Genomic DNA, 16,227 nt, shown 5'->3' on the forward strand with positions numbered 1-16,227 from the left:
GGGGCCCTTTTCTTTTGGATTGGTTAAAAGTTGACACCCCCTGGGGCCGTCCGTACAATTGCGCCTCCTTTTAACAGGCGTAGTCCGTCTGTTGGGGGCAAGCAGAGATAGAGTCTGAGGTCAAAATGCAAAACCAACAAATCCGTATTCGGTTGAAGGCTTTTGACCATCGCCTGATCGATCAATCCACCCAGGAAATCGTGGAAACCGCGAAACGTACTGGTGCTCAGGTGCGTGGTCCGATTCCTCTGCCTACTCGCAAGGAGCGGTATACCGTTCTGATTTCTCCGCACGTCAACAAAGACGCGCGCGATCAGTACGAAATCCGCACTCATAAGCGTGTTCTGGACATCGTCCAGCCGACGGATAAAACCGTTGACGCGCTGATGAAGCTCGACCTTGCTGCAGGCGTGGAAGTGCAGATCAGCCTCGGCTAATGACCTTCGGGTTCTTAGTCGTGTAACGCTCTGAAATGGGCGGCCATAGCGGGTGAAAGCCCCGTACACTCATGAGGTTTACAACATGACTATTGGTGTAGTCGGTCGTAAGTGCGGCATGACCCGCATTTTCACCGAAGAAGGTGTCTCCATTCCGGTTACGGTCATCGAGATCGAGCCGAATCGTGTGACCCAATTCAAAAGCGAAGAGTCCGATGGCTATCGCGCCGTGCAGGTAACTGTCGGTGAACGTCGTGCCTCTCGCGTAACCAAGGCCCAGGCCGGTCACTTCGCCAAGGCGAGCGTGGCTGCTGGTCGTGGTGTCTGGGAGTTCCGTCTTGAAGAAGGCGAGTACCAGGCAGGCGATCAGATCACCGCCGAGATCTTCCAGGCTGGTCAGCTGGTTGATGTCACGGGTCAGTCCAAAGGTAAAGGCTTCGCCGGTACCATCAAGCGCTGGAATTTCCGTGGTCAAGACAATACCCACGGCAACTCCGTTTCTCACCGCGTCCCGGGCTCCATTGGCCAGTGCCAGACTCCTGGTCGTGTCTTCAAGGGCAAGAAAATGTCCGGTCACCTCGGTGCCGAGCGCGTAACCGTCCAGTCCCTGGAAGTGGTTCGTGTCGATGCTGAGCGCAACCTGCTGCTGGTCAAGGGTGCTGTTCCCGGCGCCACCGGTGGCGACGTGCTCGTGCGTCCGGCTGCCAAGGCTCGCGGTTAAGAGAGGAAGCTGAGATGCAATTGAATGTAAGTGGCGCTCAGGCTATCGAAGTCAGCGAGCGTACCTTTGGTGGTGAGTTCAACGAGACCCTGGTTCACCAAGCTGTCGTAGCCTACATGGCTGGCGGTCGTCAGGGCACCCGTGCGCAGAAGACCCGCTCCGAAGTTTCCGGTGGTGGCAAGAAGCCGTGGCGTCAGAAGGGCACTGGTCGTGCTCGTGCTGGCACCATTCGCAGCCCCATCTGGCGCTCCGGTGGTACCACCTTTGCTGCCAAGCCCCAGGATCACTCCCAGAAGCTCAACAAGAAGATGTACCGCGCAGCTCTGCGCTCCATCCTCTCCGAGCTGGTTCGTCAGGACCGTCTGGTTGTAGTGCCTGAGTTCGCTGTTGAAGCGCCGAAGACCAAAGCCCTGCTGGGTAAGCTGAATGGTCTGGGTCTGAGCGACGTGCTGATCATCTCCGATGACGTCGACCAGAACCTGTACCTTGCCGCTCGCAACCTGCCTCACGTCGATGTGCGTGATGTCCAGGGTTCCGATCCGGTAAGCCTGATCGCCTATGACAAGGTGCTGGTCACCGTGTCGGCCATCAAGAAATTCGAGGAGCTGCTGGCATGAACCAGGAACGCGTATTCAAAGTGCTGGTTGGCCCGCACATCTCCGAGAAGGCTACCGTTCTGGCAGATGGCAAGAGCCAATTCGTCTTCAAGGTTGCTTCCGATGCAACCAAGCTGGAAATCAAGAAGGCCGTAGAGAGCCTGTTCAGCGTGAAGGTCGCCGCAGTCAACACCCTGAACGTAAAGGGCAAGACCAAGCGCACCGTTCGTGGTCTGGGCAAGCGCAATGACTGGAAGAAAGCGTACATCGCTCTCCAGCCTGGCCAAGATCTCGATTTCGCCAGCAGCGCTGAGTAAAGGGGTGCATCATGGCAATCGTTAAATGCAAACCGACTTCCGCTGGCCGCCGTTTCGTGGTCAAGGTCGTCAACCAGGATCTGCACAAGGGTGCTCCCTATGCTCCGCTGGTTGAGAAGAAGTCCAAGTCCGGTGGTCGTAACAACAACGGCCGCATCACCACTCGCCACATTGGTGGTGGTCACAAGCAGCATTACCGCCTGGTCGACTTCCGTCGCAACAAGGACGGTATCCCTGCCGTTGTAGAGCGTATCGAGTACGATCCGAACCGTACTGCGCACATCGCTCTGCTGAAGTACGCCGACGGCGAGCGTCGCTACATCATCGCTCCCAAGGGTGTTGTGGCGGGTGATCAGCTGATCTCCGGTGCCCATGCACCGATCAAGGTTGGCAACACCCTGCAGCTGCGCAATATCCCGGTTGGTAGCACCGTTCACGGTGTGGAGCTGAAGCCGGGTAAAGGTGCTCAACTGGTGCGTTCCGCTGGTGCTTCTGCTCAGCTGGTCGCCCGTGAAGGTGCCTATGTAACCCTGCGTCTCCGCTCCGGCGAAATGCGCAAGATTCTGGCCGAGTGCCGTGCGACCCTGGGCGAAGTCTCGAACTCCGAGCACAGCCTGCGTTCGCTGGGCAAGGCTGGTGCCAAGCGCTGGCGTGGCGTTCGTCCGACCGTTCGTGGTGTTGCCATGAACCCGGTCGACCACCCGCATGGTGGTGGTGAAGGTCGTACTTCTGGTGGTCGTCATCCGGTTTCGCCGTGGGGCTTCCCGACCAAGGGTGCGAAGACTCGCGCGAACAAACGCACTGACAACATGATTGTCCGTCGCCGTAAATAATCGAGGATACGACTGTGCCGCGTTCTCTGAAAAAAGGTCCCTTTATCGATCTTCACCTGTTGAAGAAGGTCGAAGTGGCGGTGGAAAAGAACGATCGCAAACCGGTCAAGACCTGGTCGCGTCGTTCCATCGTTCTGCCGCAGATGGTCGGTCTGACCATTGCTGTACACAACGGTCGCCAGCATGTCCCCGTTCTCGTGAACGAAGACATGGTCGGCCACAAACTGGGCGAGTTCGCCGCTACCCGCACCTATCGCGGGCATGCTGCGGACAAAAAGGCCAAGCGTTAAGGGGTAAGGAAAGATGGAAGTAGCCGCTAAGCTGTCGGGCGCTCGAATCTCCGCCCAGAAAGCCCGCTTGGTCGCCGACCAGATCCGCGGGAAGAAGGTGGGCGAGGCGCTCAACCTGTTGTCCTTCAGCAGCAAGAAAGCCGCTGAAATCATGAAGAAAGTGCTGGAGTCGGCCGTTGCCAACGCCGAGCACAACGAAGGCGCTGATGTGGATGACCTGAAAGTCTCCACCGTTTTCGTTAACGAAGGGCGTTCGCTGAAGCGCATCATGCCGCGTGCCAAGGGCCGCGCTGATCGCATCGTCAAGCGGTCTTGCCATATCACTGTCAAGGTTGCGGACAAGTAACGGAGTCGATCAGATGGGTCAGAAAGTACATCCCACTGGCATTCGCCTGGGAATCGTCAAGGAGCACACCTCCGTCTGGTACGCAGATAAGCGCACTTATGCCGACTATCTGTTTGCCGATCTGAAGGTCCGTGAGTACCTCCAAGACAAACTAAAAAGCGCGTCCGTAAGCCGTATCGATATCCATCGTCCGGCTCAAACCGCACGCATCACCATCCACACCGCTCGTCCCGGCATCGTGATCGGCAAGAAGGGTGAGGATGTCGAGAAGCTGCGCCAGGACCTGACCAAGCAAATGGGTGTGCCTGTGCACATCAACATCGAAGAGATCCGCAAGCCGGAACTCGACGGTATGCTGGTTGCTCAGAGCGTTGCTCAGCAGCTCGAGCGTCGCGTTATGTTCCGTCGCGCCATGAAGCGTGCGGTACAGAACGCCATGCGTCTTGGTGCCAAAGGCATCAAGATCCAGGTCAGTGGTCGTCTCGGCGGTGCCGAGATCGCGCGTACCGAGTGGTACCGCGAAGGCCGTGTGCCCCTGCACACCCTGCGCGCCGACATTGATTACGCAACCTACGAGGCTCACACCACTTACGGTGTGATCGGTGTGAAGGTTTGGATCTTCAAGGGTGAGGTCATTGGTGGCCGCCAGGAAGAGCTGAAGCCCGTAGCGCCCGCTCCTCGTAAAAAAGCTGCTAAGTAAGGAGTACGCAAAATGCTGCAACCCAAGCGTACAAAATTCCGCAAGCAGATGACCGGCCACAACCGTGGTCTGGCTCACCGCGGTAGCAAGGTCAGCTTCGGCGAGTTCGCCCTGAAGGCGGTTTCTCGCGGTCGTCTCACCGCTCGCCAGATCGAAGCGGCACGTCGTGCCCTGACCCGTCACGTGAAGCGTGGTGGCAAGATCTGGATCCGTGTATTCCCCGACAAACCTGTCACCAAGAAGCCCCTCGAAGTTCGTATGGGTAAAGGTAAGGGTGGCGTCGAGTACTGGGTAGCCCAGATCCAGCCGGGCAAAGTGCTCTACGAGATCGAGGGTGTTTCCGAAGAGCTGGCGCGTGAGGCCTTCGCCCTGGCTGCTGCAAAGCTGCCGCTCGCCACCTCCTTTGTTAAGCGGACGGTGATGTGATGAAAGCGAATGAACTTCGTGAAAAAACCGCAGAGCAGCTGAACGAGCAACTGCTCGGTCTGCTGCGCGACCAGTTCAACCTGCGTATGCAGAAGGCAACTGGCCAGTTGGGGCAGTCTCACCTGCTCTCGCAAGTGAAGCGCGACATCGCTCGCGTCAAGACTGTGCTGAACCAGCAGGCAGGTAAGTGATCATGGCTGAAGCTCAGAAAACCGTCCGCACGCTGACCGGCCGCGTCGTCAGCGACAAGATGGACAAAACCATCACCGTCCTGATCGAGCGCCGTGTAAAGCACCCGATCTACGGTAAATACGTGAAGCGCTCGACCAAGCTGCACGCTCACGACGAAACCAACCAGTGCCGCATCGGCGACAAGGTCACCATCCGTGAGACCCGTCCGCTGGCCAAGACCAAGTCCTGGGCGCTGGTGGAAATCGTCGAACGTGCCGTGGAAGTCTAAGGACTAAGGGTCGGAGAAAGATATGATTCAGACTCAATCCATGCTCGACGTCGCTGACAACAGCGGTGCTCGTCGCGTTATGTGCATCAAGGTCCTGGGTGGTTCGCACCGTCGTTATGCCGGTATCGGCGATATCATCAAGGTCACCGTCAAGGAAGCGATTCCCCGTGGCAAGGTCAAGAAAGGCCAGGTGATGACTGCTGTCGTGGTCCGTACCAAGCACGGTGTTCGCCGTCCTGATGGCTCCATCATCCGCTTCGACGGCAACGCTGCTGTTCTGCTGAACAACAAGCAAGAGCCGATCGGTACCCGCATCTTCGGGCCTGTGACCCGTGAGCTTCGTTCCGAGAAGTTCATGAAGATCGTCTCGCTCGCCCCTGAAGTGCTGTAAGGAGAAGCCGTCATGCAAAAGATTCGTCGTGACGACGAGATCATCGTCATCGCCGGCAAAGACAAGGGCAAGCGTGGCAAGGTGCTCAAGGTTCTCGCTGACGACCGTCTGGTCGTCGGTGGGATCAACCTGGTGAAGCGCCACACCAAGCCGAACCCGATGTCCGGCATCCAGGGCGGTATCGTCGAGAAGGAGGCGCCCCTGCACGTCTCCAACGTCGCCATCTTCAATAGCGAAACCAACAAGGCTGACCGCGTTGGCTTCAAGATCGAAGACGGCAAAAAAATTCGTGTCTTCAAGTCCACCCAGAAGCCGGTTGGCGCTTGAGAATCATAGGTAGAACACCATGGCACGACTGAAAGAGATTTACCGGAAGCAAATCGCGCCCAAGCTGAAAGAAGAGCTGAAGCTGGCTAACGTGATGGAAGTTCCGCGTGTTACCAAGATCACCCTGAACATGGGTCTCGGCGAAGCTATCGGTGACAAGAAAGTCATCGAGAACGCAGTAGCCGACCTGGAAAAGATCACCGGTCAGAAGGCCGTCGTGACCTACGCCCGCAAGTCCATTGCCGGCTTCAAGGTTCGCGAGGGTTGGCCGATCGGTGTCAAGGTGACGCTGCGCCGCGATCGTATGTACGAGTTCCTGGATCGCCTGCTCTCCATCTCCCTGCCGCGCGTTCGTGACTTCCGCGGCCTGAATGCCAAGTCCTTCGATGGTCGCGGCAACTACAGCATGGGTGTGAAAGAGCAGATCATCTTCCCGGAAATCGATTACGACAAGATCGATGCGCTGCGTGGTCTGGACATCACCCTGACCACCACCGCCCGCAATGATGATGAAGGTCGCGCTCTGTTGCGCGCTTTCAACTTCCCCTTCCGCAACTGATTGGAGCAGGAATATGGCCAAACAGAGCATGAAGAACCGCGAGCTGAAGCGTCAGCTGACGGTCGCCAAGTACGCCAAGAAGCGTGCTGAGCTCAAAGCTATCATTGCCAACCCGAACTCCACTCCGGAAGCGCGTTGGGAAGCCCAGGTAGCCCTGCAGAAGCAGCCGCGTGACGCCAGCGCATCGCGCCTGCGTAACCGCTGCCGCATCACTGGCCGTCCGCACGGCGTTTACCGCAAGTTCGGGCTGTCCCGTAACAAGCTGCGTGAAGCCGCCATGCGTGGTGACGTTCCCGGTCTGGTCAAAGCCAGCTGGTGATGTCGAAGGTCGACGCCAGTCGTCGGCCTTTCATGGATGTGCCGAATCAAGCCCCGCAAGGGGCTTGATTCGTTTCTAGGGTCTCTCTAGAATATTCGGCTCGCCCGATTCAGGCCTTCTTGTGCCTGGAGCTCGCAGGTGACTCTAGCCGCAAGGCTATTCTTTTGTATTTAGGAGCAACTAGCCCATGAGTATGCAGGACCCGTTAGCGGACATGCTAACTCGTATCCGTAATGCCCAGATGGCTGAAAAGTCTGTCGTAAGCATGCCGTCCTCCAAGCTGAAGGTGGCGGTAGCCAACGTTCTGAAGAACGAAGGTTACATCACGGGATACCAGGTCAGCAGCGATGTTAAGCCTCTGCTGTCCATCGAGCTGAAGTACTTCGAAGGCCGTCCGGTCATTGAAGAGCTGAAGCGCGTAAGTCGTCCTGGCCTGCGCCAGTACAAGTCCGTCGATCAGCTGCCGAAGGTTCGTGGCGGTCTGGGCGTTTCGATCGTGTCCACCAACAAAGGTGTGATGACTGATCGTGCTGCTCGCGCCGCTGGCGTTGGTGGCGAAGTGCTTTGCACTGTGTTCTAAGGGGGTTGAAGCATGTCTCGCGTTGCTAAGAACCCCGTCAAGCTGCCCGCTGGCGTTGAAATCAAGCTGGCTGGTCAGCAACTTTCCGTCAAGGGCGCCAAGGGCACTCTTGAGCTGAAAGTACATCCGTCCGTGGAAATTCTGCAGGAAAACGGCGAGCTTCGCTTTGCCGCTCGCAACGGCGACCAGCAGAACAAGGCCATGGCCGGTACCACCCGTGCGCTGGTGAACAACATGGTCGTAGGCGTCAGCCAAGGCTTCGAGCGCAAGCTCCAGCTGGTCGGCGTCGGCTACAAGGCTCAGGCCAAAGGCCAAGTGCTGTCCCTGGCTCTCGGCTTCTCCCATCCGGTTGACTACGAGCTTCCGCAAGGCGTAACCGCTGAAACCCCCAGCCAAACCGACATCCTGATCAAGGGTATCGACAAGCAGCTGGTTGGTCAGGTGGCCGCCGAGATCCGCGACTTCCGTCCGCCGGAGCCTTACAAAGGCAAGGGTGTACGTTACGCCGATGAAGTCGTGCGTCGTAAAGAAGCTAAGAAGAAGTAGGGCATAGCAAATGAGCGTAAAGAAAGAAACTCGTCTGCGTCGCGCTCGCAAGGCACGCCTGAAAATGCGCGAGCTGGAAGCCGTACGCCTCTGCGTATACCGCTCTTCCCAGCACATCTACGCCCAGGTCATTTCGGCCGACGGCGCCAAGGTCCTGGCCAGCGCCTCGACTCTGGACAAAGAACTGCGTAGCGGTGCCACCGGCAACGTTGACGCGGCCAAGAAAGTCGGCCAGCTGGTTGCCGAGCGCGCGAAAGCCGCTGGTGTTACCCAGGTAGCGTTCGATCGTTCTGGCTTCAAGTACCACGGTCGCGTCAAGGCGCTGGCCGATGCTGCTCGTGAAGGCGGGCTGGAGTTCTAAGTTATGGCGAACAACGAGCAAAAGCGCGACGAAGGCTACATCGAGAAGCTGGTTCAGGTTAACCGCGTTGCCAAGACCGTAAAGGGTGGCCGTATCTTCACCTTCACCGCGCTGACCGTGGTGGGTGATGGTAGGGGTCGCGTCGGTTTCGGTCGCGGCAAGTCCCGCGAAGTGCCTGCTGCAATCCAGAAGGCCATGGAAGCTGCCCGTCGCAACATGATCCAGGTCGAACTGGATGGCACCACCCTGCAGTACCCCATCAAGTCCGCTCACGGCGCCTCCAAGGTGTTTATGCAGCCGGCTTCCGAAGGTACCGGGATCATCGCCGGCGGCGCCATGCGCGCTGTCCTGGAGGTGGCAGGTGTCCAGAACGTCCTGGCCAAGTGCTACGGCTCTACCAATCCGGTGAACGTGGTTTATGCCACCTTCAAGGGCCTGAAGAACATGCAGTCCCCTGAAGCTGTTGCAGCCAAGCGTGGCAAGAGTGTCGAGGAGATTCTCTGATCATGGCTACTGTAAAAGTTACGCTGGTCAAGAGCGTGAATGGCCGTCTGGCCAACCACAAAGCCTGCGTCAAGGGCCTTGGCCTGCGTCGTATCGGTCACACCGTAGAGGTTCAGGACACTCCTGAAAACCGCGGCATGATCAACAAGGCTTACTACCTTCTGCGTGTCGAGGGTTAATCCATGAAACTGAACGATCTGCGTTCCGCGCCGGGTGCCCGTCGCGAGAAGCACCGTCCGGGCCGTGGCATCGGTAGCGGTCTGGGCAAGACCGGTGGCCGTGGTCACAAAGGTCAGACCTCTCGCTCCGGTGGTACCATCGCTCCCGGCTTCGAGGGTGGTCAACAGCCCCTGCACCGCCGCCTGCCGAAGTTCGGCTTCGTTTCCCTGAAGGCCATGGATCGCGCAGAAGTGCGCACCTCCGAGCTGGCTAAGGTGGAAGGCGATGTCGTCACTCTGCAAGCGCTGAAGGATGCCAACGTGATCAACCAGAACGTGCAGCGTGTAAAAGTCATGCTGTCCGGCGAAGTTGCTCGCGCGGTCACCCTGAAGGGCATCGCCGCCACCAAAGGTGCGCGTGCGGCCATCGAAGCAGCTGGCGGTAAGTTCGAGGACTAAATGGCTAAGCAAGGTGCTCTCTCCGCGCTCAGCAATGGCGGATTGTCCGAGCTCTGGGCTCGACTGCGTTTCCTGTTCCTGGCGATCATCGTCTATCGGATCGGCGCGCACATCCCAGTGCCCGGTATCAACCCGGACCGGCTGGCCGAACTGTTCCGGCAGAACGAGGGGACCATTCTTAGCCTGTTCAACATGTTTTCCGGCGGCGCGCTGGAGCGCATGAGCATTTTTGCACTGGGGATCATGCCGTACATCTCGGCTTCGATCATCATGCAGCTCATGACCGCTATCAGCCCGCAGCTGGAGCAGTTGAAGAAGGAAGGTGAAGCTGGCCGTCGCAAGATCAGCCAGTACACCCGCTATGGCACCGTAGCCCTAGCACTGGTTCAGGCCATCGGCATGGCTGTTGGCCTGGCCAGTCAGGGCGTCGCTTTCTCGACTGATTTCGGCTTCCACTTCGTGGCAGTCACCACCTTCGTGGCGGGTGCACTGTTCATGATGTGGCTGGGCGAGCAGATCACCGAGCGCGGTGTCGGCAACGGTATCTCGATGCTTATCTTCGCGGGCATCGTTGCCGGTCTGCCGAGAGCGATTGGGCAGTCTTTCGAGTCTGCTCGTCAGGGCGATATCAACATCTTCGCCTTGATCGCCATCGGCCTCCTGGCTGTTGCGATCATCGGTTTTGTGGTGTTCATCGAGCGTGGTCAGCGCCGCATCGCGGTGCACTATGCCAAGCGTCAGCAGGGCCGCAAGGTTTTTGCTGCGCAGAACAGCCACCTGCCGCTGAAGGTGAACATGGCGGGCGTGATCCCGGCTATTTTCGCCAGCAGTATCCTGCTGTTCCCGGCCTCGCTGGGCGCATGGTTCGGTCAGTCCGAGAAAATGGGCTGGCTGCAGGACCTCTCGCAGGCGATCGCTCCTGGTCAGCCGTTGAACATTCTGCTGTTTAGTGCAGGGATCGTTTTCTTCTGCTTCTTCTACACAGCGCTGATGTTCAACCCGAAAGACGTGGCGGAGAACCTGAAGAAGTCCGGTGCCTTTATCCCGGGTATTCGTCCTGGTGAGCAGTCTGCGCGCTACATCGATGGCGTTCTGACTCGTCTGACCATGTTCGGTGCCCTGTACATGACGGCTGTCTGCCTGCTTCCCCAGTTCCTTGTGGTCGCGGCAAACGTTCCGTTCTACCTTGGCGGGACCTCGTTGCTGATCGTGGTCGTGGTTGTGATGGACTTTATGGCCCAAGTACAGTCGCACCTCGTTTCGCACCAGTATGAATCCCTCATGAAGAAAGCCAACCTGAAGGGCTACGGCGGCGGAATGCTCCGCTGACGCAGTGCCGTAAGGTTCTAGGAGTTACTGATGAAAGTTCGTGCATCGGTGAAGAAGCTGTGCCGTAACTGCAAGATCATTCGCCGCGACGGTATCGTTCGCGTGATCTGCAGCGCGGAGCCGCGTCACAAACAGCGCCAAGGCTGAGTGTGATTCACGCGTCGTGAGCCCGGCAGCTAGTGTGCTGCCGGGTTGATTATTCGTTATTACAGCGCTAATATCGCGCGCCCTATTTCTTGGCTTCCGGGGCACCGATAGCTGTCAACTGGAGTTTTCATTGAATGGCCCGTATTGCAGGCGTCAACATTCCAGATAACAAGCACACTGTTATCTCGCTGACCTACATCTACGGTGTTGGTCGCACCACCGCGCAGAACATCTGTGCGGCTACCGGCGTCAACCCGTCGGTGAAAATCAAGGACCTGACCGACGAGCAGCTCGAACAGCTGCGTGGCGAAGTGGCCAAGCTCACCACCGAGGGTGACCTGCGCCGCGAGATCAACATGAACATCAAGCGTCTGATGGACCTGGGTTGCTACCGCGGCCTGCGCCACCGTCGTGGTCTGCCTGTTCATGGCCAACGCACCAAGACCAACGCGCGCACCCGCAAGGGCCCGCGTAAGCCGATCCGCAAGTAATTTTGCGCCCGCGAATCGACAGGAATTAAGTCATGGCTAAGCCTGCTGCTCGTCCCCGTAAGAAAGTCAAGAAGACAGTGGTTGATGGGATCGCCCATATCCACGCTTCTTTCAACAACACCATCGTGACCATCACCGACCGTCAGGGCAACGCTCTGTCCTGGGCGACCTCCGGTGGTTCCGGTTTCCGTGGCTCCCGTAAGAGCACCCCGTTCGCTGCCCAGGTGGCTGCCGAGCGTGCCGGTCAGGCTGCTCTGGAATACGGTCTGAAGAACCTCGACGTCAACGTCAAGGGTCCCGGTCCGGGTCGCGAGTCCGCTGTGCGTGCTCTGAACGCCTGCGGCTACAAGATTGCCAGCATCACCGACGTGACGCCGATCCCGCACAACGGGTGCCGTCCGCCGAAGAAGCGTCGCGTGTAATAGGAGACAGTGAGAAATGGCTCGTTACATTGGTCCCAAATGCAAACTGTCCCGTCGTGAAGGCACTGACCTCTTCCTGAAGAGCGGCGCTCGTGCCCTCGAGTCCAAGTGCAACATTGAATCCGCTCCTGGTCAGCACGGTGCCCGTCGTGGCCGTCTGTCCGACTACGGCACCCAGCTGCGCGAGAAGCAGAAGGTCCGTCGTATCTACGGTGTACTGGAGCGTCAGTTCAGCGGTTACTACAAGGAAGCTGCCCGTCGCAAGGGCGCTACCGGCGAGAACCTGCTGCAACTCCTCGAGTGCCGTCTGGACAACGTCGTCTACCGTATGGGCTTCGGCGCTACCCGTTCCGAGTCCCGTCAGCTGGTTTCCCACAAGGCCATCAGCGTGAACGGCCAGACCGTCAACATCCCCTCCTATCAGGTCAAGGCTGGTGACGTAGTCGCTGTTCGCGAGAAGTCCAAGAACCAGCTTCGCATTGCTCAAGCCCTTGAGCTGTGTGCTCAGCGCGGTCGCGTTGAGTGGGTTGAAGTCGACGCCGACAAGAAGTCGGGCGTGTTCAAAAGCGTTCCGGCTCGTACTGATCTGTCCGCCGACATCAACGAAAACCTGATTGTCGAGCTCTACTCCAAGTAAGGGCTAGAAAATAGGTGCATCCATGCAGAGTTCGGTAAATGAGTTCCTGACCCCTCGCCACATCGATGTGCAAGCGGTCAGCACGACCCGCGCCAAGATCACGCTCGAGCCTCTCGAGCGTGGCTTCGGCCATACCCTGGGCAACGCGCTGCGTCGCATCCTGTTGTCCTCCATGCCTGGCTGTGCAGTAGTCGAGGCCGAAATCGACGGCGTACTCCATGAGTACAGCGCCATCGAAGGTGTTCAGGAAGACGTCATTGAAATCCTGCTCAACCTGAAAGGTCTGGCTGTCAAACTGCACGGCCGTGACGAAGTAACGCTGAACCTGGTCAAGAAAGGCCCGGGCGTTGTCACTGCTGCCGATATTCAGCTGGATCATGATGTCGAGATCGTCAACGGTGACCACGTCATCGCCAACCTGGCGGACAACGGCTCGCTGAACATGAAGCTGAAAGTGGCTCGCGGCCGTGGGTACGAACCCGCTGACGCGCGCCAGAGCGACGAAGACGAGAGCCGTAGCATTGGCCGTCTCCAGCTCGACGCTTCCTTCAGCCCGGTCCGTCGCGTTGCGTACGTCGTGGAAAACGCCCGTGTCGAGCAGCGCACCAACCTGGACAAGCTGGTCATCGACCTGGAAACCAACGGCACCCTGGATCCCGAAGAGGCTATCCGTCGCGCCGCTACCATCCTGCAACAGCAGCTGGCAGCGTTCGTGGACCTCAAAGGTGACAGCGAGCCCGTGGTCGTGGAACAGGAAGACGAGATCGATCCGATCCTCCTGCGCCCCGTCGACGACCTTGAGCTGACCGTGCGTTCGGCCAACTGCCTGAAGGCGGAGAACATCTACTACATCGGCGACCTGATTCAGCGTACCGAAGTAGAGCTGCTCAAGACTCCGAACCTGGGCAAGAAGTCCCTGACCGAGATCAAGGACGTCCTGGCCTCCCGTGGTCTGTCCCTCGGCATGCGCCTCGACAACTGGCCGCCGGCAAGTCTTAAGAAGGACGACAAGGCGACTGCCTGATCGTCGTAATCACCGAACGTCTTAGTTTGGTAAGGAATTGAACCATGCGTCATCGTAAAAGTGGCCGTCACCTCAGCCGCACCAGCGCTCACCGCAAGGCCATGTTCCAGAACATGGCGGTATCGCTGTTCGAGCACGAACTGATCAAAACCACCCTGCCCAAAGCCAAGGAACTGCGTCGCGTTGCCGAGCCGCTGATCACCCTGGCCAAGGAAGACAGCGTTGCCAACCGTCGTCTGGCCTTCGACCGTACTCGTTCGAAAGCCATCGTTGGCAAACTGTTCAACGATCTGGGCAAGCGCTACGCCAATCGTCAGGGCGGCTACCTGCGCATCCTGAAGTGCGGCTTCCGCGCTGGCGACAACGCCCCCATGGCGTATGTCGAACTGGTTGACCGTCCGGTCGCTGGTGAAGTCGAAGCCGCTGCCGAGTAATCGGTCGCTGCGAAGAAACCGGGCCTAGTGCCCGGTTTTTTTATGCCCGCGATCTTGTAAGAGTTATTTTCTATTGTTTTGTTACGGTTAATAAATTGGTTCTCTTGCTAATGGCATTCTAATCTTTCCTCCATCGCCGGCACGGGCCGGTGACGACCTGATAAGGAGCGATCACAGATGAGCCAGAAGCCCACGACCCCCGCCCAAGCCAAGTGCCCCTTTTCCGGTGGCGGTGCGCAGCATTCCGCCGGCGGTGGTACGTCCAACCGCGACTGGTGGCCTAACCAGCTGAACCTGAAGATCCTGCACCAGCACTCCAGCCTGTCCGATCCCCTGGACAGCGGCTTCGACTACGCCGAAGCCTTCAAGAGCCTCGACCTGCAGGCCCTCAAGCGTGACCTCCACGCCCTCATGACCGATTCCCAGGACTGGTGGCCCGCCGACTTCGGCCACTACGGTCCGCTGTTCATCCGTATGGCCTGGCACAGTGCTGGCACCTACCGTACGGCAGACGGCCGCGGCGGTGCGGGCACCGGCAACCAGCGTTTCGCCCCGCTCAACAGCTGGCCGGACAACGTCAACCTCGATAAGGCCCGCCGCCTGCTGTGGCCGATCAAGCAGAAATACGGCCAGAAGATCTCCTGGGCCGACCTGATGATCCTGACCGGCAACGTCGCCCTCGAGTCCATGGGCTTCAAGACCTTCGGTTTCGCCGGCGGCCGCCGCGATATCTGGGAGCCGGAAGAGGACATCTACTGGGGTTCCGAGCGCGAGTGGCTGGCCACCAGCGAGAAACCCAACAGCCGCTACAGCGGTGACCGTGACCTGGAGAACCCGCTGGCTGCCGTGCAGATGGGCCTGATCTACGTGAACCCGGAAGGCCCGGACGGCAACCCCGACCCGATCGCCGCAGCCCGTGACATCCGCGAAACCTTCGCCCGCATGGCCATGGACGACGAGGAGACCGTCGCCCTGATCGCCGGCGGTCACACCTTCGGCAAAACCCACGGTGCCGGCGACGCCGCCCATGTGGGAGCTGACCCGGAAACCGCCGGCATCGAAGCCCAGGGCCTCGGTTGGCACAGCAGTTTTGGCAGCGGCAAGGGCTCGGACACCATCACCAGCGGCCTCGAAGTCACCTGGACCCAGACCCCGGCCCAGTGGAGCCACTACTTCTTCGAGAACCTGTTCAAGTACGATTGGGAACTGACCAAGAGCCCCGCCGGTGCCCACCAGTGGGTGGCCAAGGGCGCTGATGCGGTCATCCCGGATGCCCACGACCCGTCGAAGATGCACCGCCCGACCATGCTGACCACCGACCTGTCGCTGCGCCTGGACCCGGCCTACGAGAAGATCTCCCGCCGCTTCCTGGCGGATCCGCAGGCCTTCGCCGACGCCTTCGCCCGTGCCTGGTTCAAGCTCACCCACCGCGACATGGGCCCGCGTGCCCGCTACCTCGGCCCGGAAGTCCCGGCTGAAGAGCTGATCTGGCAAGACCCGATCCCGGCCGTCGACCACCCGCTGGTAGACGCGCAGGACATCGCCCAGCTCAAGGCACGCATCCAGGCCTCCGGCCTCTCGGTCAGCGAGCTGGTGTCCACCGCCTGGGCCTCGGCCTCCACCTACCGCGGTTCCGACATGCGCGGCGGCGCCAACGGTGCCCGCATCCGCCTGGCACCGCAGAAGGACTGGGAAGCCAACCAGCCCGCGCAACTGGCTCGCGTTCTTGGCGTGCTGGAAGGCATCCAGGCCGACTTCAACCGCTCGCAAGCCGGTGGCAAGAAGGTCTCCCTGGCCGACCTGATCGTCCTCGCCGGTGGCGTGGGCATCGAGCAGGCTGCCAAGGCCGCCGGGCAGGCTCTGGAAGTGCCCTTCACCCCGGGCCGCATGGACGCTTCCCAGGAGCAGACCGACGTCGAGTCCTTCGCCGTGCTGGAACCCTTGGCCGATGGCTTCCGCAACTACCAGAAGGCGCGCTTCACCGTGACCGCCGAGGAGATGCTGGTGGACCGTGCCCAGCTGCTGACCCTCACCGCCCCGGAAATGACCGTACTGGTCGGCGGCCTGCGGGTACTGGGTGCCAACGTCGGGCAGACCGCCCACGGCGTACTGACCCAGCGCCCCGGCACGCTCAGCAACGACTTCTTCGCCAACCTGCTGGACATGGGGACGGCGTGGAAGCCCACCAGCGAAGCCGCCGAGCTGTTCGAAGGCCGTGACCGCAGCAGCGGCGCCCTGAAGTGGACCGCCACCCGCGTCGACCTGGTGTTCGGTTCCAACTCGCAGCTGCGCGCCATCGCCGAGGTCTACGCCAGTGCCGACGCCCAGGCGAAGTTCACCCAGGACTTCGTCGCCGCCTGGACCAAGGTGATGAACCTCGACCGCTTCGACCTGGCCTGATCCACCGCTCCAC

At 59.6% G+C, this 16,227-nt stretch carries 29 protein-coding genes; all 29 read left to right on the forward strand.

Annotation, left to right across the window (positions count from 1 at the left end; genetic code table 11):
* Window positions 1–125: 125 nt before the first annotated feature.
* A complete protein-coding gene (gene rpsJ / locus PotMrB4_RS03360; protein WP_003243886.1) occupies window positions 126–437 on the forward strand; it encodes a 30S ribosomal protein S10 in 312 nt (103 codons plus the stop codon).
* Between the two features lie 85 nt (window positions 438–522).
* Window positions 523–1,158, forward strand: coding sequence for a 50S ribosomal protein L3 (gene rplC / locus PotMrB4_RS03365; protein WP_044410965.1), 636 nt, complete (start codon window positions 523–525; stop codon window positions 1,156–1,158).
* Window positions 1,159–1,172: 14 nt separating this feature from the next.
* On the forward strand, window positions 1,173–1,775 hold the full coding sequence (gene rplD / locus PotMrB4_RS03370) for a 50S ribosomal protein L4 (RefSeq protein ID WP_044410967.1): 603 nt from the start codon (window positions 1,173–1,175) through the stop codon (window positions 1,773–1,775).
* Entirely contained in the window at window positions 1,772–2,071 is a 300-nt protein-coding gene (rplW, locus tag PotMrB4_RS03375) for a 50S ribosomal protein L23 (RefSeq protein WP_044410970.1), read from the forward strand. The genes rplD and rplW overlap by 4 nt, the downstream gene beginning before the upstream one ends.
* An 11-nt stretch (window positions 2,072–2,082) precedes the next feature.
* A complete protein-coding gene (gene rplB / locus PotMrB4_RS03380) occupies window positions 2,083–2,904 on the forward strand; it encodes a 50S ribosomal protein L2 (protein WP_044410973.1) in 822 nt (273 codons plus the stop codon).
* A gap of 14 nt (window positions 2,905–2,918) precedes the next feature.
* The gene (gene rpsS, locus PotMrB4_RS03385; protein WP_027590504.1) at window positions 2,919–3,194 is read left to right on the forward strand and encodes a 30S ribosomal protein S19; all 276 of its coding nucleotides are present in this window, start codon (window positions 2,919–2,921) and stop codon (window positions 3,192–3,194) included.
* A 13-nt stretch (window positions 3,195–3,207) separates the two neighbouring features.
* Window positions 3,208–3,540, forward strand: a complete 333-nt coding sequence (gene rplV, locus PotMrB4_RS03390; protein ID WP_044410997.1) for a 50S ribosomal protein L22 — start codon at window positions 3,208–3,210, stop codon at window positions 3,538–3,540.
* A 13-nt stretch (window positions 3,541–3,553) separates the two neighbouring features.
* Window positions 3,554–4,240, forward strand: a complete 687-nt coding sequence (gene rpsC / locus PotMrB4_RS03395; RefSeq protein ID WP_044411000.1) for a 30S ribosomal protein S3 — start codon at window positions 3,554–3,556, stop codon at window positions 4,238–4,240.
* A gap of 12 nt (window positions 4,241–4,252) precedes the next feature.
* The gene (rplP, locus tag PotMrB4_RS03400; RefSeq protein ID WP_044411003.1) at window positions 4,253–4,666 is read left to right on the forward strand and encodes a 50S ribosomal protein L16; all 414 of its coding nucleotides are present in this window, start codon (window positions 4,253–4,255) and stop codon (window positions 4,664–4,666) included.
* A complete protein-coding gene (rpmC, locus tag PotMrB4_RS03405) occupies window positions 4,666–4,857 on the forward strand; it encodes a 50S ribosomal protein L29 (RefSeq protein WP_044411006.1) in 192 nt (63 codons plus the stop codon). Before rplP ends, rpmC begins: the two co-directional genes overlap by 1 nt.
* Before the next feature lie 2 nt (window positions 4,858–4,859).
* Window positions 4,860–5,126, forward strand: a complete 267-nt coding sequence (rpsQ, locus tag PotMrB4_RS03410) for a 30S ribosomal protein S17 (protein WP_044411009.1) — start codon at window positions 4,860–4,862, stop codon at window positions 5,124–5,126.
* A gap of 22 nt (window positions 5,127–5,148) precedes the next feature.
* The gene (gene rplN / locus PotMrB4_RS03415) at window positions 5,149–5,517 is read left to right on the forward strand and encodes a 50S ribosomal protein L14 (protein WP_003448734.1); all 369 of its coding nucleotides are present in this window, start codon (window positions 5,149–5,151) and stop codon (window positions 5,515–5,517) included.
* A gap of 12 nt (window positions 5,518–5,529) precedes the next feature.
* Window positions 5,530–5,844: a 50S ribosomal protein L24 gene (gene rplX / locus PotMrB4_RS03420; protein WP_069562478.1), complete on the forward strand. Its 315-nt coding sequence runs from the start codon at window positions 5,530–5,532 to the stop codon at window positions 5,842–5,844.
* Between the two features lie 19 nt (window positions 5,845–5,863).
* On the forward strand, window positions 5,864–6,403 hold the full coding sequence (rplE, locus tag PotMrB4_RS03425; protein ID WP_044411014.1) for a 50S ribosomal protein L5: 540 nt from the start codon (window positions 5,864–5,866) through the stop codon (window positions 6,401–6,403).
* 13 nt (window positions 6,404–6,416) lie between these two features.
* Window positions 6,417–6,722, forward strand: coding sequence for a 30S ribosomal protein S14 (gene rpsN, locus PotMrB4_RS03430; protein WP_044411017.1), 306 nt, complete (start codon window positions 6,417–6,419; stop codon window positions 6,720–6,722).
* Between the two features lie 187 nt (window positions 6,723–6,909).
* Window positions 6,910–7,302 carry a 30S ribosomal protein S8 gene (gene rpsH / locus PotMrB4_RS03435; protein WP_069565396.1) on the forward strand — a complete coding sequence of 131 codons (393 nt, stop codon included), beginning with the start codon at window positions 6,910–6,912 and terminating at the stop codon, window positions 7,300–7,302.
* Window positions 7,303–7,314: 12 nt separating this feature from the next.
* On the forward strand, window positions 7,315–7,848 hold the full coding sequence (gene rplF, locus PotMrB4_RS03440) for a 50S ribosomal protein L6 (RefSeq protein WP_044411021.1): 534 nt from the start codon (window positions 7,315–7,317) through the stop codon (window positions 7,846–7,848).
* 10 nt (window positions 7,849–7,858) lie between these two features.
* Window positions 7,859–8,209: a 50S ribosomal protein L18 gene (gene rplR, locus PotMrB4_RS03445; protein WP_044411023.1), complete on the forward strand. Its 351-nt coding sequence runs from the start codon at window positions 7,859–7,861 to the stop codon at window positions 8,207–8,209.
* Window positions 8,210–8,212: 3 nt separating this feature from the next.
* Window positions 8,213–8,713, forward strand: a complete 501-nt coding sequence (gene rpsE / locus PotMrB4_RS03450; RefSeq protein WP_172432509.1) for a 30S ribosomal protein S5 — start codon at window positions 8,213–8,215, stop codon at window positions 8,711–8,713.
* Window positions 8,714–8,715: 2 nt separating this feature from the next.
* Entirely contained in the window at window positions 8,716–8,892 is a 177-nt protein-coding gene (rpmD, locus tag PotMrB4_RS03455; RefSeq protein WP_036991154.1) for a 50S ribosomal protein L30, read from the forward strand.
* A gap of 3 nt (window positions 8,893–8,895) precedes the next feature.
* Entirely contained in the window at window positions 8,896–9,330 is a 435-nt protein-coding gene (gene rplO / locus PotMrB4_RS03460) for a 50S ribosomal protein L15 (RefSeq protein WP_069562476.1), read from the forward strand.
* A complete protein-coding gene (gene secY / locus PotMrB4_RS03465) occupies window positions 9,331–10,659 on the forward strand; it encodes a preprotein translocase subunit SecY (protein ID WP_044411046.1) in 1,329 nt (442 codons plus the stop codon).
* Window positions 10,660–10,689: 30 nt separating this feature from the next.
* Entirely contained in the window at window positions 10,690–10,806 is a 117-nt protein-coding gene (gene rpmJ, locus PotMrB4_RS03470) for a 50S ribosomal protein L36 (protein WP_003093693.1), read from the forward strand.
* Window positions 10,807–10,940: 134 nt separating this feature from the next.
* Window positions 10,941–11,297 (forward strand): 30S ribosomal protein S13, encoded by a 357-nt coding sequence (rpsM, locus tag PotMrB4_RS03475; protein WP_044411054.1) that lies wholly within the window; start codon window positions 10,941–10,943, stop codon window positions 11,295–11,297.
* Between the two features lie 32 nt (window positions 11,298–11,329).
* On the forward strand, window positions 11,330–11,719 hold the full coding sequence (rpsK, locus tag PotMrB4_RS03480; RefSeq protein ID WP_003093689.1) for a 30S ribosomal protein S11: 390 nt from the start codon (window positions 11,330–11,332) through the stop codon (window positions 11,717–11,719).
* 16 nt (window positions 11,720–11,735) lie between these two features.
* Window positions 11,736–12,356, forward strand: a complete 621-nt coding sequence (gene rpsD / locus PotMrB4_RS03485; protein ID WP_044411057.1) for a 30S ribosomal protein S4 — start codon at window positions 11,736–11,738, stop codon at window positions 12,354–12,356.
* A gap of 22 nt (window positions 12,357–12,378) precedes the next feature.
* Window positions 12,379–13,380 (forward strand): DNA-directed RNA polymerase subunit alpha, encoded by a 1,002-nt coding sequence (locus PotMrB4_RS03490; RefSeq protein WP_044411060.1) that lies wholly within the window; start codon window positions 12,379–12,381, stop codon window positions 13,378–13,380.
* Window positions 13,381–13,424: 44 nt separating this feature from the next.
* Window positions 13,425–13,814: a 50S ribosomal protein L17 gene (gene rplQ, locus PotMrB4_RS03495; protein WP_016490551.1), complete on the forward strand. Its 390-nt coding sequence runs from the start codon at window positions 13,425–13,427 to the stop codon at window positions 13,812–13,814.
* Window positions 13,815–13,991: 177 nt separating this feature from the next.
* Entirely contained in the window at window positions 13,992–16,214 is a 2,223-nt protein-coding gene (gene katG, locus PotMrB4_RS03500) for a catalase/peroxidase HPI (RefSeq protein ID WP_172432510.1), read from the forward strand.
* The last annotated feature ends 13 nt before the right edge of the window (window positions 16,215–16,227 follow it).

The sequence above is a fragment of the Metapseudomonas otitidis genome (assembly GCF_011397855.1).
GTDB classification, from domain to species: Bacteria; Pseudomonadota; Gammaproteobacteria; order Pseudomonadales; family Pseudomonadaceae; genus Metapseudomonas; species Metapseudomonas otitidis.

Excerpts from the sequence above, each read along its gene's own strand:
- rplD (WP_044410967.1), top strand. The coding sequence starts at position 1,173 with ATGCAATTGAATGTAAGTGGCGCTCAGGCTATCGAAGTCAGCGAGCGT.
- rpmD (WP_036991154.1), top strand. The coding sequence starts at position 8,716 with ATGGCTACTGTAAAAGTTACGCTGGTCAAGAGCGTGAATGGCCGTCTG.
- rpsK (WP_003093689.1), top strand. The coding sequence starts at position 11,330 with ATGGCTAAGCCTGCTGCTCGTCCCCGTAAGAAAGTCAAGAAGACAGTG.
- secY (WP_044411046.1), top strand. The coding sequence starts at position 9,331 with ATGGCTAAGCAAGGTGCTCTCTCCGCGCTCAGCAATGGCGGATTGTCC.
- katG (WP_172432510.1), top strand. The coding sequence starts at position 13,992 with ATGAGCCAGAAGCCCACGACCCCCGCCCAAGCCAAGTGCCCCTTTTCC.
- rplF (WP_044411021.1), top strand. The coding sequence starts at position 7,315 with ATGTCTCGCGTTGCTAAGAACCCCGTCAAGCTGCCCGCTGGCGTTGAA.
- rplQ (WP_016490551.1), top strand. The coding sequence starts at position 13,425 with ATGCGTCATCGTAAAAGTGGCCGTCACCTCAGCCGCACCAGCGCTCAC.
- rplX (WP_069562478.1), top strand. The coding sequence starts at position 5,530 with ATGCAAAAGATTCGTCGTGACGACGAGATCATCGTCATCGCCGGCAAA.
- rpmC (WP_044411006.1), top strand. The coding sequence starts at position 4,666 with ATGAAAGCGAATGAACTTCGTGAAAAAACCGCAGAGCAGCTGAACGAG.
- rpsN (WP_044411017.1), top strand. The coding sequence starts at position 6,417 with ATGGCCAAACAGAGCATGAAGAACCGCGAGCTGAAGCGTCAGCTGACG.
- rplR (WP_044411023.1), top strand. The coding sequence starts at position 7,859 with ATGAGCGTAAAGAAAGAAACTCGTCTGCGTCGCGCTCGCAAGGCACGC.
- rplO (WP_069562476.1), top strand. The coding sequence starts at position 8,896 with ATGAAACTGAACGATCTGCGTTCCGCGCCGGGTGCCCGTCGCGAGAAG.
- PotMrB4_RS03490 (WP_044411060.1), top strand. The coding sequence starts at position 12,379 with ATGCAGAGTTCGGTAAATGAGTTCCTGACCCCTCGCCACATCGATGTG.
- rpsD (WP_044411057.1), top strand. The coding sequence starts at position 11,736 with ATGGCTCGTTACATTGGTCCCAAATGCAAACTGTCCCGTCGTGAAGGC.
- rpsQ (WP_044411009.1), top strand. The coding sequence starts at position 4,860 with ATGGCTGAAGCTCAGAAAACCGTCCGCACGCTGACCGGCCGCGTCGTC.
- rpsE (WP_172432509.1), top strand. The coding sequence starts at position 8,213 with ATGGCGAACAACGAGCAAAAGCGCGACGAAGGCTACATCGAGAAGCTG.
- rplE (WP_044411014.1), top strand. The coding sequence starts at position 5,864 with ATGGCACGACTGAAAGAGATTTACCGGAAGCAAATCGCGCCCAAGCTG.
- rplV (WP_044410997.1), top strand. The coding sequence starts at position 3,208 with ATGGAAGTAGCCGCTAAGCTGTCGGGCGCTCGAATCTCCGCCCAGAAA.
- rpmJ (WP_003093693.1), top strand. The coding sequence starts at position 10,690 with ATGAAAGTTCGTGCATCGGTGAAGAAGCTGTGCCGTAACTGCAAGATC.
- rplN (WP_003448734.1), top strand. The coding sequence starts at position 5,149 with ATGATTCAGACTCAATCCATGCTCGACGTCGCTGACAACAGCGGTGCT.
- rpsH (WP_069565396.1), top strand. The coding sequence starts at position 6,910 with ATGAGTATGCAGGACCCGTTAGCGGACATGCTAACTCGTATCCGTAAT.
- rplW (WP_044410970.1), top strand. The coding sequence starts at position 1,772 with ATGAACCAGGAACGCGTATTCAAAGTGCTGGTTGGCCCGCACATCTCC.
- rplP (WP_044411003.1), top strand. The coding sequence starts at position 4,253 with ATGCTGCAACCCAAGCGTACAAAATTCCGCAAGCAGATGACCGGCCAC.
- rpsJ (WP_003243886.1), top strand. The coding sequence starts at position 126 with ATGCAAAACCAACAAATCCGTATTCGGTTGAAGGCTTTTGACCATCGC.
- rpsC (WP_044411000.1), top strand. The coding sequence starts at position 3,554 with ATGGGTCAGAAAGTACATCCCACTGGCATTCGCCTGGGAATCGTCAAG.
- rpsM (WP_044411054.1), top strand. The coding sequence starts at position 10,941 with ATGGCCCGTATTGCAGGCGTCAACATTCCAGATAACAAGCACACTGTT.
- rplB (WP_044410973.1), top strand. The coding sequence starts at position 2,083 with ATGGCAATCGTTAAATGCAAACCGACTTCCGCTGGCCGCCGTTTCGTG.
- rplC (WP_044410965.1), top strand. The coding sequence starts at position 523 with ATGACTATTGGTGTAGTCGGTCGTAAGTGCGGCATGACCCGCATTTTC.